Source organism: Enterococcus sp. AZ050, from assembly GCF_051715085.1.
GTDB classification, from domain to species: Bacteria; Bacillota; Bacilli; order Lactobacillales; family Enterococcaceae; genus Enterococcus; species Enterococcus faecalis.
The window spans coordinates 2,614,708-2,628,525 of the sequence record NZ_JBIOTC010000001.1 but is presented as its reverse complement, the minus strand read 5'-3'; the positions used below and the strand labels follow the sequence as shown (position 1 = coordinate 2,628,525).

At 38.1% G+C, this 13,818-nt stretch carries 12 protein-coding genes and 1 pseudogene; 3 read left to right on the top strand and 10 right to left on the bottom strand.

Going from position 1 to position 13,818, the window contains the following annotated elements; translation table 11 throughout:
• Positions 1 to 34: 34 nt before the first annotated feature.
• From IGJ04_RS12910 to sfsA, 3 genes and pseudogenes are all read right to left on the bottom strand, one after another.
• A pseudogene (locus IGJ04_RS12910) lies at positions 35 to 1,332 on the bottom strand (DEAD/DEAH box helicase).
• 26 nt (positions 1,333 to 1,358) lie between these two features.
• Complete coding sequence (locus IGJ04_RS12905; protein WP_002355910.1) at positions 1,359 to 2,357, bottom strand: Gfo/Idh/MocA family protein; 999 nt, start codon at positions 2,355 to 2,357, stop codon at positions 1,359 to 1,361.
• Positions 2,358 to 2,462: 105 nt separating this feature from the next.
• Positions 2,463 to 3,194: a DNA/RNA nuclease SfsA gene (gene sfsA, locus IGJ04_RS12900; RefSeq protein WP_002361411.1), complete on the bottom strand. Its 732-nt coding sequence runs from the start codon at positions 3,192 to 3,194 to the stop codon at positions 2,463 to 2,465.
• A 198-nt stretch (positions 3,195 to 3,392) separates the two neighbouring features.
• Between sfsA and IGJ04_RS12895 the strand changes: the two genes are divergently transcribed.
• The 3 genes from IGJ04_RS12895 to zwf all read left to right on the top strand — a co-directional run bounded on the left by IGJ04_RS12895 (position 3,393) and on the right by zwf (position 6,124).
• A complete protein-coding gene (locus IGJ04_RS12895; protein WP_002355908.1) occupies positions 3,393 to 3,761 on the top strand; it encodes a DUF4828 domain-containing protein in 369 nt (122 codons plus the stop codon).
• Between the two features lie 171 nt (positions 3,762 to 3,932).
• The gene (locus IGJ04_RS12890) at positions 3,933 to 4,601 is read left to right on the top strand and encodes a metal-dependent transcriptional regulator (RefSeq protein ID WP_002355907.1); all 669 of its coding nucleotides are present in this window, start codon (positions 3,933 to 3,935) and stop codon (positions 4,599 to 4,601) included.
• Entirely contained in the window at positions 4,601 to 6,124 is a 1,524-nt protein-coding gene (gene zwf / locus IGJ04_RS12885) for a glucose-6-phosphate dehydrogenase (RefSeq protein WP_002355906.1), read from the top strand. Before IGJ04_RS12890 ends, zwf begins: the two co-directional genes overlap by 1 nt.
• A gap of 51 nt (positions 6,125 to 6,175) precedes the next feature.
• Here the strand turns inward: zwf and ileS are convergent, their stop codons facing one another.
• The 7 genes from ileS to ftsZ form a co-directional block, all read right to left on the bottom strand.
• Entirely contained in the window at positions 6,176 to 8,956 is a 2,781-nt protein-coding gene (gene ileS, locus IGJ04_RS12880; RefSeq protein ID WP_002387984.1) for an isoleucine--tRNA ligase, read from the bottom strand.
• 310 nt (positions 8,957 to 9,266) lie between these two features.
• A complete protein-coding gene (divIVA, locus tag IGJ04_RS12875) occupies positions 9,267 to 9,968 on the bottom strand; it encodes a cell division protein DivIVA (RefSeq protein ID WP_002355904.1) in 702 nt (233 codons plus the stop codon).
• Between the two features lie 151 nt (positions 9,969 to 10,119).
• Positions 10,120 to 10,902, bottom strand: coding sequence for an RNA-binding protein (locus IGJ04_RS12870; protein WP_002355903.1), 783 nt, complete (start codon positions 10,900 to 10,902; stop codon positions 10,120 to 10,122).
• Between the two features lie 26 nt (positions 10,903 to 10,928).
• On the bottom strand, positions 10,929 to 11,186 hold the full coding sequence (locus IGJ04_RS12865) for a YggT family protein (RefSeq protein ID WP_002355902.1): 258 nt from the start codon (positions 11,184 to 11,186) through the stop codon (positions 10,929 to 10,931).
• Between the two features lie 28 nt (positions 11,187 to 11,214).
• Positions 11,215 to 11,859, bottom strand: coding sequence for a cell division protein SepF (locus IGJ04_RS12860; RefSeq protein WP_002355901.1), 645 nt, complete (start codon positions 11,857 to 11,859; stop codon positions 11,215 to 11,217).
• Positions 11,860 to 11,872: 13 nt separating this feature from the next.
• Entirely contained in the window at positions 11,873 to 12,550 is a 678-nt protein-coding gene (locus IGJ04_RS12855) for a YggS family pyridoxal phosphate-dependent enzyme (protein ID WP_002358890.1), read from the bottom strand.
• Positions 12,551 to 12,566: 16 nt separating this feature from the next.
• Positions 12,567 to 13,799, bottom strand: coding sequence for a cell division protein FtsZ (gene ftsZ / locus IGJ04_RS12850; protein ID WP_002355899.1), 1,233 nt, complete (start codon positions 13,797 to 13,799; stop codon positions 12,567 to 12,569).
• Between the last annotated feature and the right edge of the window lie 19 nt (positions 13,800 to 13,818).

Below are 13,818 nucleotides of genomic sequence, written 5' to 3'. Positions count from 1 at the left end.
TCGATACAACGTTCTGCTTGAAGCTCGTAAAGCGTTATTTCTTCGCTTTACGAGCTCCTTTGTTTTTCGTGTTTTTCTTTTTGTTTTTCTTCTTTTTGCGTGTTTCTTGCGGTTCTTTGACAACAGAATTTACTGTTTCTGGTTTTCTTTCATACTCTTTTTTTCTGAATACGTATCTTTGGCTACGTTCTTTTTTTCTAGTTCATCTTTGGCTTTTGGCTGCTCATGAAGTGCACCATCATATAAAAAGATTTCCTGATAAGGAATGGCCAATTGTTTCATCAAACGTTGATAATCCCTTTTGGTGCCATCGTTGATAAACGTAATCACTGCCCCTTGTGCACCCATCCGGCCAACGCGACCAGAACGATGAATATAGCTCTCTTCGGTTAAAGGAACATCTACGTTTACGACGTAAGGGACCCCTGTGAAATCTAAGCCCCGTGCCGCAATATCCGTGGTTAATAACAACTTCACTCGTTCTGCTTTAAATTGATCGATCGCCAATTTACGCAACTGTTTACTTTGATCTGAAGCCAGACCAATAGCTGGCACATTCTCATAAACTAATTTTTCTTCTGCTGCACCTAAATCAGCAACTTGATTGAAAAAGACCATGCTTCTGAATGCTTCTGTATGGGCCAAACGACGTAAGTAATCAGCTTTTTTTCTTGGTGCTAACCGAATAAAGTAGTGGGCGACTTGGCCTGCTGAAGTATCTTCTTCCGTCACATCAATCACCTGTAATTTTTGGCTTAAAGATTGCGCTTGATTCACGACACGATCAGCAGTCGCTGAATAAAAAACAAGTTGGTATTCGGTTGGTGTGTGTGTCAAAATTTGCTTGGTTAAACTTAGCTCTTCCTCTTGGAAAAGTTGATCAACTTCATCCATTACGATTGTTTTTAACAACTGAGCTTTGACTTTTTTATTCTTCATTAACTCTAAAATCCGACCTGGTGTTCCGATTAACACTTCGGGACGTTTTTTTAACTTGTCAATCTGGCGTGAAACATTTGCCCCGCCGATTAACGTTTGAACCGTTAATTGAAGTGGCTTAGCCCAAGTCCGAGCAACTTCAGCAATTTGCATAGCTAATTCTTGAGACGGAGCAATAATCAACAATTGATTTCCCTGTCCTTTTTCAACAGTTAAGAGTAAAGGCAGCATGTAAGCAAGTGTTTTTCCAGTTCCTGTCGGCGAAATTCCTAAAACATTTTCTCCTTCGCGAAGGGGCGTAAAACTTTTTTCTTGAATTGTTGATGGTTCGTTAAAGCCAGAAGCTTGCCACTGTTCTTGCCAAGCCTCTGGAAGTTGTTCTAAAAATCTCATATTGTTCCTTTCCTATCGCTTAATTCTTATTTATCAGCATCAAAAATAATGCCGGCACTATGACGTAAATCAGTGACTACTTTATTGACATTTCGAGCAAGCTCAACCCATTCTTCATACTTGGTGCCCCAATACTTATCTGTTGGGTTATTTAAAACTGCTGCAAAATCACGGGCTTCTTCAATCATTGGATTATCAGCTACTTGAATATCTAAGACATCACGTTCTTCATGTGCGCGATCATGGTACTCAGCCGAAGAAATAGCATTGACACTATCTAAAATCAAGGTCCCGTTTTCAAAGTAAATTTCGGATGGCGCAAAAGAATCACTAATTTTCCCAGTGTTTAACGTCACGTCAAACTGATCATATCGTAAAATAATTGTTCCTAAGCCATCGACACCTGTCGCAATTTTACTAGCAAAATAATGGCTTTCGTTTGGTACGCCAAACCAGCCTAAGGCTGCATAAACTAAATAAACGCCTAAATCTGCTAAGGCTCCCCCAGAAAAATGAGGAGAAAAAATATTTGGCTCTTTGCCTTCTAATACTTGATCATAGCGAGAAGAATATTTCATATACGTAAAATTCGCACCTAAAATTTGGTTTTTTAATGGCAATAATTCAGCAATTTTTTGGAAACTTTGCTCATGAATATTACGGGCCGCTTCAAAGAAATACACACGATTTTTATTCGCTAATTCAATAATTTCTGCCATCTCATCAGGCGTTGAAAAAGCTGGTTTTTCAACAATTACATTTTTTTTCGCTAAAATTGCTTGTTTCGCTTGTTCAAAATGTAATGAATTTGGTGAGGCAATATAAACCGTATCCATATGTGCAATACCAAAAAACGTCTCTAAATCAATTGCATATTCCACATCCCCATAGCGAGAACCAAATTCTTGTGCCGTTGCTAGTTTCCGAGAATAAACAGCCGTTAAATCATACGCACCCGTTTCTAAAGCTGCTGCAACAAATTGATGACTAATCCAATTGGTACCAATTACGCCTAAATGTATCATAATCAAAAACCTCCATTTTTTGTTTATTTACTCTCTTTATAATAGTAATCTCTCGTACAAAAGTCACGTAATTACCCTGACTTAAAGCGCTAGGAGTTCTTCAAGTTATTTATTAGGATCATCAAATGCCTGTAATAAATCAAAGGTTACCTGTGACTTAAGTTCAATCGTTGCTGGTGTTACGTGGCAATTGTAAGCAAGGACTTGCACACCTTGATCAATTGCAGCACCCACATTTTCAGCAAAGGCAGGTTGCATCTCTTGGTGAATCGTTGCTTGCTTAATTTCTTCAAATTGGACCACAAACAAAATGTAACAGCGGTAACCCGCTTTAGTTGCAGCCATTAGTTCAGTGACATGCTTCAAGCCACGAAGTGTTGGCGCGTCAGGAAAAGCACCGATGCCTTTATTTTCTAAAGTCATGCCTTTCACTTCGACAAAAGCTTGTTCGTCCGCATCCGTTTCCACTAGAAAATCAAATTTTGAATGTGCAAATCGTTGCTCACGTTTAACAGTTTGGATCGTACCAACTAAACCAGGAAGCACAATTTGACCATTTTTTAACGCTTCATTGACTAATGTATTCGGTACTTGGCTATCAATATTAATCCAAAAAGAACCTTTTTTTACTGCAATCAAATCGTAATCTGTTTTTCTTTTAGGCGATGGTTGATAACTAAGCGCCACAACAGCACCTGGTAAAAAAACTTCTTTCCCTCTGCCAGTATTTTTGACATGTGTGACCACTTCTTCATTCGTTTCCATTAAACGACAGTGTGCAATAAACCGATTGGGTCGTTCGATAAAATAAGCAAGTTGGACATTCGGGTACTTCATACACAGACTTCCTTTCTTACACACTATACCATAAAAAAACAAGGAAAAGTATAGACCAAAACCAACAATTTTACTATCTTGTGTCAATCATTAAATATTTGTCAATTCTCAGCGATTTAGTCGAATATTTTAGACAAGTTCTATATAATAAAGGTAACGAAGACGAATAAATGAAAATGAAGGTTAGGAGGAATTTCTTTGAAAAAACATTGGACTTTCTTGGTTGGTGCATCTTTACTTACTGGATTAGCAGGCTCTATCCTCTGGAAAAAAAATAAACAGCTCCCTTCCCCACAGGAGCTTCAACACAACTATACTGGGCATTGGTGGTTTGTGGACGTGAAGAAAGCCACGCAACACACCTTAGAAATCACCTCATCTTTCAATGTTTTCATTGATGGCAAACAAACGCATGCCTTGCTTGTTGAATTAACCCCTAAACGCTTAGTTATCTTAGACAAGTTAGGTTACCATTTAATCATTCAATGTGAAAATGGTGTCCCTGCGACGCTTTACGATGAAGCCGACGACGAAACCTACACACTAGAACGGGCCATTTACAATTAATAAATCACCCACGACACATAAAATGAAGTATGTGCGGTGGGTGATTTATTTTTTTACATCCCTTGCAAAAGCATTCAGAAAGTTTTCTTACAACTTGAATATTATTAAATAGTCAAATGCGCCTTTTTCTGATAAACTTAGGATGATGTTTTTTTGAAAGGATGAGCCCCTATGACACCAAATCGCGAAGACTATTTAAAATTAATTTTTGAATTAGGTGGCGACGAAGTTAAAGTGAATAATAAACAAATTGTTTCTGGACTCGATGTTTCGGCAGCTTCGGTTAGTGAGATGATTTCAAAGTTAGTAAAAGAAGATTTGGTTGAGCATTCTCCTTATCAAGGGGTACAATTAACTGAAAAAGGCTTAAAAAAAGCGAGTACGTTAATTCGCAAACACCGAATCTGGGAAGTCTTTTTAGTAGAGCACTTAAATTACACTTGGAATGATGTGCACGAAGAGGCAGAAGTTTTAGAACATGTTACTTCACAGACGCTTGTGAACCGTTTAGCGGATTATTTAAATCATCCAGAATTTTGTCCACACGGTGGTGTTATTCCCGAAGATAATCAACCCATTCATGAGGAGAAACGCCAAACGTTAACAGACTACCCTGTTGGCACAAAAGTTCGGATTGCACGTGTCTTAGACGAAAAAGAATTACTGGATTATTTAGTTTCCATTGATTTAAATATTCAAGAAGAATATACGATTAAAGAAATTGCTGCATATGAAGGACCGATCACCATTTATAATGAAAACAAAGAATTATCCGTCAGCTTTAAAGCAGCAAACACAATTTTTGTTGAGCCGTTGATTAGAGAAAGTGAGGAAAACTAATGAATGAAAAAGTAGCATTATTTACTATTTTCGGGGGGACAGGTGATCTTGCCAAACGCAAATTGTATCCTTCCCTGTTCCGCTTATATAAAAAAGGATTATTAGCTGAGCGTTTTGCGGTGATTGGTACCGCACGTCGGGAATGGACAGACGAATACTATCGTGAAATCGTTCGTGAAACCATTCAAGACTTAAATCCCACGGCCGAAGAGGCGACTGAATTTTCTAGTCATTTCTATTACCAATCACATAATGTGAATGATACGGAACATTATAATACCTTAAAAGAATTATCTGATCGCCTAAATGAACAATACCACTTAGAAGGCAATCACGTTTACTATCTAGCTATGGCCCCTCAATTCTTTGGAACCATTGTTAATCACTTGAAATCACAACATATTATTTCGGAAGAAGGCTTTGATCGACTAATTATCGAAAAGCCATTTGGTTCTGATTATGAATCTGCCTACGAATTAAATGAAGAAATTCGTGCTGCATTTCCTGAACAAGATATTTTCCGAATTGACCATTACTTAGGCAAAGAAATGATCCAAAATATTTCAGCCATTCGTTTTGCCAATAATATTTTTGAATCACAATGGAACAATCGTTACATTGATAATGTCCAAATCACCTTCGCTGAAAGCTTAGGTGTCGAGGATCGTGGCGGCTATTATGACCACAGTGGTGCACTAAAAGATATGGTTCAAAATCATATTTTACAAGTCGTTGCTTTGCTTTCTATGGAGCCTCCTGTTGCCTTTTCTGAAAAAGAAATTCGGACTGAAAAAGTAAAAGCTTTACGTGCCATCCGCCTTTATTCTGAAGAAGAAGCCCTTCAAAATTTCGTGCGTGGACAATACGGCGAAGGTCAGCTAGCTGATCAAACATTTGCAGCCTATCGTGATGAACCGAATGTGGCAGAAACTTCATCCACTGAAACTTTTGTTGCTGGTAAATTTTTAATTGATAATTTCCGTTGGTCTGGCGTCCCTTTCTATGTTCGCACAGGTAAACGATTAACTGAAAAAGGCACACGCATTAACATCGTCTTTAAACAAGTACCTATTAATGTCTTCAAAGATGATACGTGTGAAGAATGCGATAAAACCGATTTACCACCGAATGTTTTAACTATCTATATCCAACCAACTGAAGGATTTTCATTAACCTTAAATGGAAAAGAAATCGGTCAAGGGTTCAATACAACTCCAGTGAAACTTGATTTCCGTCAAAGTGCTGAAATGACTGAAAATAGTCCAGAAGCATACGAAAAACTTCTATTAGACTGCCTAAATGGCGATAGTACAAACTTCTCTCATTGGGACGAAGTTGCCCAATCTTGGCGCATTGTTGACATTATTCGACATGCTTGGGATAAAACAGACGTTTCTTTCCCTAATTATGCCGCTGGCACAATGGGCCCGCAAGCTGCCTTCGACTTATTAGAAAAAGATGGCTTTACTTGGGAATGGCAACCAGATAACTGGTACCGTGACCGCGGTCAACTTGATCAATAAATAAGCCAAAAAAGATCCGCTAGTTAACAACTAGCGGATCTTTTTCCTTGTTTATTCGAATCCTTCAGCAACTGCTTCTGGATAATTTTCTTCAACAATGTGTGCACAACGGCCACAAAGTGTTGGTAATTTTTCATCTGAGCCGACATCTTGACGAACGGAACGACAACGGTCGCACGTTTCGCCTTCTGCTTTTTCAACTAAAATAGCCATGTCTTCAAATTGAACAGCTTCACTAGGTGCTACTTCTTTTGATACTTCAAAGTCGGAAACAATTAGTAATTGAGCAATATCTGCATCAACAGCTGTCATTAATTGACGAATTTGTTCATTTGGATAAACAGTTACTTTAGCTTCTAACGATTTACCGATTAATTTAGAATGACGAGCTTCTTCCAACGCTTTTAAGACATTGTCACGGAAATCCATAAAGGCTGCCCATGTATCCATCAATTCTTCTTCATTAGTAAACGTTTCGTAACCTGGGAATTCAGCTAATTGCACATACTCTTCTTCTTCTTGTAAGAAACTCCAAATTTCTTCCGCTGTATGTGGAATAATTGGTGTCAATAATTTTGTTAATGAAACCAATGTTTGATAGAAAACAGTCTGCATACAACGACGTTGATAATCGTTTTCAGCTTCAATATAAACGACATCTTTCGCAAAGTCTAAATAGAAAGAAGATAAATCTACAGTTAAGAAGTTCATAACTGTCCGATAAATATGCATGAAATTATATTTTTCATAACCATTTTCACGGATTTCTTGAATGACTTGATTTAAACGAACCGTCATGTATTTATCTACAGAACGTAAATCAGCATAAGCTACAGTATGCTCAGCTGGATTAAAATCACTCGTATTCGCTAACAAGAAACGCATAGTATTACGGATTTTCCGGTACACTTCAGATACTTGGTTTAAGATATCCATTGAGACACGCACATCGGCTTCCGCGTCAACACTACTTACCCACAAGCGTAAGATATCTGCCCCCATTTGATTGATAACTTTTTCAGGTAAGATAGTATTGCCTAACGATTTACTCATCTTACGGCCTTCGCCATCGAGAACCATCCCTTGAGAAATAATTGATTTATAAGGCGCTACTCCATTGATAGCGACACTTGTTGTAATACTTGAGTTAAACCAACCACGATATTGGTCAGAACCTTCTAAATACATATCTGCTGGGAAAGTTAACTCTTCTCTTTCTCGTAAAACTCCTTCATGTGAAGAACCTGAGTCAAACCAAACGTCCATGATATCTGTTTCTTTGGTAAACTCGCCATTTGGTGAACCTGGATGTGTAAAGCCTGCTGGTAGTAACTCTTTTGCTTCACGCATAAACCAGATATTTGATCCATGTTCTGCAAATAAATTCGCTACATGTTCAATTGTTTCTGGCGTAATGATGGCTTCCCCGTTTTCAGCATAGAAGATCGGTAATGGTACACCCCACGCTCTTTGGCGAGAGATTACCCAATCACCACGGTCACGAATCATATTATATAAACGTGTTTTTCCCCAAGGAATTAGCCAGTCAACTTTCTCAACTTCATCTAAAATATCTTGACGGAATTTAGAGATTGAAGCAAACCATTGTGGCGTTGCACGGTAGATAACTGGTTTTTTGGTACGCCAATCATGTGGATAACTATGCGTAAAGAAATCTAATTTTAATAACGCGCCTTTTTCTTCTAATAACTCAGTAATCATTGGATTCGCTTTGTCATAGAAAATTCCTTCAAAACCAGGTGCTTCATCTGTAAAGACCCCACGGCTGTCAACAGGAGAAATAACAGGTAAATCATATTTACGGCTGACAATATAATCATCTTCCCCATGTCCTGGTGCGGTATGAACTAAGCCAGTCCCGGCATCTAGCGTCACGTGGTCGCCTAGCATAACAAGTGATGTTCGATCATAGAATGGATGTTGAGCTGTCATACGATCTAATTTTTCACCAGAAAATTCTCGCAAGACTTCTACTTCTTCCCAACCAACCGCTTCTTTAACTGTTGCTAATAAATCTTTAGCAATTACAAATTTACGACCGTCTGCCTTCACTTCAACATACGTAAAATCAGGATTAACTGAAATACCTAAGTTGGCTGGTAATGTCCAAGGGGTTGTCGTCCAGATGACGAAGGCTGTCTCGTTATCTAAAAGACCTTTACCATCGGCCACATTAAAAGCTACGTAAATAGAAGGTGATTTTACATCTTTGTATTCAATTTCTGCTTCTGCTAAAGAAGATTCACTTGAAGGAGACCAATAAATTGGTTTTAAGCCTTTATAAATATAGCCTTTTTCTGCCATCTTACCAAAAACACGAATTTCTGCTGCTTCATACTCTGGATCTAACGTAATGTATGGATGTTCCCAATCGCCTGACACACCTAAACGTTTAAAATCGTTACGTTGTTTATCGACTTGTGATAAGGCATACTCTTTACATTTTTCGCGATACTCAGCGACAGTCATTTCTTTACGTTTAACCCCTTTATTGGTTAACACTTGCTCAATTGGTAAACCATGGGTATCCCAACCAGGCACATAAGGAGAACGGAAACCAGACATTGATTTTGAACGAATAATAATATCTTTACTGATTTTATTCAAAGAATGTCCTAAATGAATATTTCCGTTTGCATACGGAGGGCCATCATGTAAAACAAAGGTTGGTTTTCCTTCGTTTAATTTTTGACGTTGTTCATATAAGCCTTTTTCTTCCCAGTCTTTTTGCCATTCTGCTTCACGGTTTGGCAAGTTCCCACGCATTGGAAAAGCTGTTTTTCCTAATTGCAATGTTTCTTTCATTTTCATATGCATTTGCCTCGCTTTCATTTTATCGATTTAATTGTGTTAGTTCATACTAAAGATGAACGATAGCTGATAAAAGTAGATAAAAAAAGAGTACTCCATCCCAAGGGACGAAGTACTCGTGTTACCACCCAAATTCAAAGTAGAGTTGCCCCTACTTTCTCTGAAATTGATAACGGTAATTATCCGGCAGTTCCTACTCAAGTGTTCAGAACTGCATCTAGGATAGAGGATCTGTTTAATGCCAGTGTCTGTCAAACTTTCACTATCATTGACTCGCTGCTAAGAATAAACATTAAACGTTCTGTTCTATCTATTTTGATTCTTCTTCAATTGTTTCTTCAGTGACTTCAATTACAGGCTTTTTTTCTACTACAGCATCTGTGTTCTCTTCAGAGTTTACAACAGTTTCATTTTCGTTGTCAAGGTCTTGTTCATCAAGAATTTCCTTAACTGCTGTATGTTTGTCTCCGACATAACTAGAAAAAGGCTTTAAAATCTCTTCCCACTCTTCACTCTTCACTTGCTCTAATTGAGTTTCAAGCATTAAGCTTAAGCGTTGATGGAAGACACGTGTTTTCTTCTTCAAGTCTTCTGTTTCCCCAGCTAATTGACGGGCACGTTCAATTGCTTCTGCTAAGATTTGTGTTGATTTCGCTTCAGCATCTGCAATCATTGCATTTGATTTACGTTCAGCTTCTACCAAGGTTTCTTTGGCTTGGTTATCTGCCGAAGTGATAATCATTTCTGATTCTTTATTGGCACTTGATTTCACTTTATCAGCGGTATCTTGTGCAACAATAATTGATTGGTTCAATGCATCTTTCAATTCATTGAAGTATTGTAATTTTTCTTCTGCGTGTTTTAATGATTTCTCAAGTTCACGATTTTTTTGTAATGCATCTTCATAATCACGTGTGACTTGATCTAAAAAGTCATCTACATCGTCTTGGTTATAGCCTCTCATTTTTGTTGAGAAGTCTTTGTTTTGAATATCTAATGGAGTTAATGCCATATTCCTTCACCTCTTTGGATTATTTTTGTAAAACCCCTTATGAACACATTCTCATACTAATCCTGAAATAGCAAATATCTTACTTTTTTTATTATACACAACTTCGTCTGAATGAACAGCCAAAATGGTTTTCTTAAACAAAAGTTCGAGATTATTTTCTCAATACCCCTAAGAGGACACGAAATTTTTCTTTCTTTGTTTTTCCTTCTAATTCTTGAATCTGAAGGCGCCCAAATCCCCGTATCGAAACAATATCTAATAAGTCTAAAGCAAAATCTGGTCGTGTCGTTTCTGTCCAATTGACTTTTACTTTACCAGATTCGATCAATTGTTTTGATCGCTGCCTTGAAATATTAAATACGGCGGAAATCACACTATCCAGCCGCAAAGAGCTCATAGTCGTTCGCTCTTCTTGCCAACCATCCTTCGGTATCAAAATTTGTGTATAATCCCGTTCTTCTAAGCGAACAGTAATTTTACCAATTTTGTCGACTTGGTTAACAACGAAGCCAGCTACTTCTTGTGCTATAAAAACCTGCCACTTATCACCATCGGAAATAATATCTCCAAAGGCTTCCCTACGAACCCCAACATTCATCAAGGTGCCTAAAATTTTCCCATGAGATAATGTCGCAAATTTAGATGGATAAATAATTTCAAATAATACAACACCAAAATCTGTCTCTTCTGGTATGTAATACGCTGGATAAATCAAGCAGCGTTTTCGTTCTGCTTGCTCATAACCACCATAAAAAGTAAACGATAAATCACTGTTTTGTCGAATCAACGTTTCCAAAATATACGCCTGTCTAGGATCAAGAAAGTCTGTCAAATAAGGCGCGTATTGCATCTCCACTTGCTCTAGCCAATCCCCGACAGTGTCAATAAAAGGATGTTCATCTTTGCGGAAATGTTGATACACATTTGCGTTCATAGATAAATCATCCTTTCTAAAAGTTATTAATAAACAATAGCTCGTAAAATGACTGCTAAGCCACCCGCTGCTAGGTTAAGGACAATAATCCCTACCATTACGTTAAATCCAACCATTCCAATCCTTAAATTCAAACGGTCAAACAAACTTAAGTATGGTTCACAAATTCTAGAGAGCAAACGCCCGAAAGCAGAATCATATGCTCCTGGAAACCATGAAAGTAGCGCGTAAATCACTAGTAATCCTGAATAGATTTGAACGCCTTTGTATAATAGAGTAATCAGTGTTGCGATAATAACACCTCCCTAAGGCTTAGAAATCAAAGAATTGTTTGTTGGCTAAAGATTGTGCTGTCGCACTATCAATTTCCATATTCGCTGGTGTGCATAAGAAGATTTCATTGCCAACGCGCTGAATATCTCCGTCTAAAGCATACACAGTACCAGTTAAGAAATCAACGATGCGTCGTGCTTGGTCTTCTTCTACTAATGTAAAATTAACTAGCACAGCTTCTTCAGCAAATAAATGTTTCGCAATGCTCATTGCTTCTGAATACACACGTGGTTCAATAATAGTAATTTTATGTGTTTTTGCATTGGCGGTGCTTTCTTGTGCTCGTCTTGTATTCGTAGTCGCTGATTGATTAGAACTACGCATAGAAACCACTTTTTTCTCTGTGTAAGCAGCTTGTTGTGTGTCTCTTTCTTGATGCGCTTCAGCAGAACGATAGCGTGCAGAAGGTTTTTCAACTACAGGCTCACTTTGTTGTGTATAAGCTGGCTGACTGTAACTTTCCTGTTGTTGAACAGGGCGTTGTGGTTTAGGCCGAGCTGCACGACGCGGTGGTTCATTAACTGCTTTGCGCTCTTCATATTCTTCGTAGTTATCATAATAATCATCTTCTTCGCCAGATAAGCCAAAAAAGCTCGATAACGCATCCTTGTTAAAAATTGACATAAATTCCTCTCCTTTACGCATCTCTGAATAACGCTGTTCCGATTCGTATAAAAGTTGCACCTTCTTCAACTGCGATTGGGAAATCGTTACTCATTCCCATGCTAAGTTCTGTACAAGGAGCAAAAGATAAATGTTTCTCATTTACGGTCATTTGCAGCTCTTTTAATTCTCTAAATGTTGCATGTAATACTTCTTCACTTGCCCCAAAAGGTGCCATAGTCATTAGACCGACGATTTGAATTTTGTCCAAATCAGCAAGTTCTTGAATGAAAGGTAAGACGTCTTCTTTACGAAAGCCGTGCTTGCTTTCTTCCCCAGTTATATTCACTTCAACAAAACAACGAATAACTTTCGTTGCTCTTTTTTGAATTTCTTTGGCTAGACTCAGACTATCTAATGCATGAAAATAATCTATCTCATTAATAATTAATTTTACCTTCCTACGTTGTAAATTACCAATTAAATGCCACTGAATATCATTAAATTTTTCCAATCCAGCTTTCTTTTCTAGTAACTTATCTACTCGGTTTTCAGCTAAATTCTGGACACCAAGCTGAACAAGCTCTGCTGCTTCCTCAATTCCTACTGATTTAGTGACGCCAATCATTGTCACATCAGCAACAGAGCGCTGTGAGCTTTTGCATGCTAGCTGAAGTTGATTATTAATATTTGTTAAGTTTTCAGCTATCATTTCTAATCGATGCTCCTTATCGTTTTCTGCGGAAAAATGGTGGCGTACTTAATTCGTCATCATTGTGATTTGGTTCTTCACGGTGGAATGTGTCAAATTCTTTTTTGTCTACTTGTTCTAATGAAGATTCATCAACTTTTGGACGTGTATTTTGTTCTCTGCGAATATCCCAATCGCCAAAAGCACTTGCTTCTTCTTGTGATTTTGGTTGATCCATTTCCACAGATTGAGTTGTTTGTTGCATTGGTTGAACCGCTTGTCTTGTTTGACGGTGCGGTTTTCTATCCTTTTTTGATTCATCAATACCTGTAGCGATTACTGTTACACGAATTTCGTCGCCTAAATCTTCGTTGATTGATGTACCTAGGATGATGTTCACATCACCTGAAGCAGCATTTGTAACGATATCTGAAGCATCTTGCGCTTCAAACAAGGTCATATCTAAGCCACCAGTAATGTTTAATAAGACTTGTTCCGCACCATCGATTGATGTTTCTAACAATGGTGAAGAAATAGCTTTTTTCGTTGCTTCAATTACGCGTTCTTCGCCGCTCGCTACACCAATTCCCATTAAAGCTGTTCCTTGGTTTTCCATCACTGTTTTCACGTCAGCAAAGTCCAAGTTTACGTAACCTGGTGCAGTGATTAAATCTGAAATCCCTTGAACACCTTGACGTAATACATTATCAGCTTCTCTAAATGCTTCAAGCATTGGCGTTTTCTTGTCAACGACTTCTAATAAGCGGTTGTTTGAGATAATTAATAGTGTATCAACGTTTTCTTTTAATAAGGCAATTCCTTCAGCGGCAAAACGACCACGCTTTGGACCTTCAAAACTAAATGGACGAGTTACTACACCAACTGTTAAAGCGCCTAATTCTTTAGCGATTTTTGCAACTACTGGGGCAGCACCTGTACCAGTTCCGCCACCCATACCAGCAGTAATGAAAATCATATCCGCGCCTTGTAATGATTCTGAAATCACTTGTTCACTTTCTTCTGCAGCTTTTTGGCCAACTTCAGGTTGTGAACCGGCACCTAAACCACGAGTGTATTTAGGGCCTAATTGAATCACTGTTTCTGCTTTTGAATGTTTTAATGCTTGAACGTCTGTATTGGCTGTGATAAATTCCACGCCTTTAACGTTTTCTTCGATCATACGGTTTACAGCGTTTCCGCCGCCGCCACCTACACCGATAACTTTAATGACTGCACCGTTGTTAATGTTATTGTCTAATGAAAATTCCATGATATCGTATCCTCCTGTT

Excerpts from the sequence above, each read along its gene's own strand:
- IGJ04_RS12905 (WP_002355910.1), bottom strand. The coding sequence starts at position 2,357 with ATGATACATTTAGGCGTAATTGGTACCAATTGGATTAGTCATCAATTT.
- sfsA (WP_002361411.1), bottom strand. The coding sequence starts at position 3,194 with ATGAAGTACCCGAATGTCCAACTTGCTTATTTTATCGAACGACCCAAT.
- IGJ04_RS12890 (WP_002355907.1), top strand. The coding sequence starts at position 3,933 with ATGACACCAAATCGCGAAGACTATTTAAAATTAATTTTTGAATTAGGT.
- zwf (WP_002355906.1), top strand. The coding sequence starts at position 4,601 with ATGAATGAAAAAGTAGCATTATTTACTATTTTCGGGGGGACAGGTGAT.
- ileS (WP_002387984.1), bottom strand. The coding sequence starts at position 8,956 with ATGAAAATGAAAGAAACATTGCAATTAGGAAAAACAGCTTTTCCAATG.
- divIVA (WP_002355904.1), bottom strand. The coding sequence starts at position 9,968 with ATGGCATTAACTCCATTAGATATTCAAAACAAAGACTTCTCAACAAAA.
- IGJ04_RS12870 (WP_002355903.1), bottom strand. The coding sequence starts at position 10,902 with ATGAACGCAAATGTGTATCAACATTTCCGCAAAGATGAACATCCTTTT.
- IGJ04_RS12860 (WP_002355901.1), bottom strand. The coding sequence starts at position 11,859 with ATGTCAATTTTTAACAAGGATGCGTTATCGAGCTTTTTTGGCTTATCT.
- IGJ04_RS12855 (WP_002358890.1), bottom strand. The coding sequence starts at position 12,550 with ATGATAGCTGAAAACTTAACAAATATTAATAATCAACTTCAGCTAGCA.
- ftsZ (WP_002355899.1), bottom strand. The coding sequence starts at position 13,799 with ATGGAATTTTCATTAGACAATAACATTAACAACGGTGCAGTCATTAAA.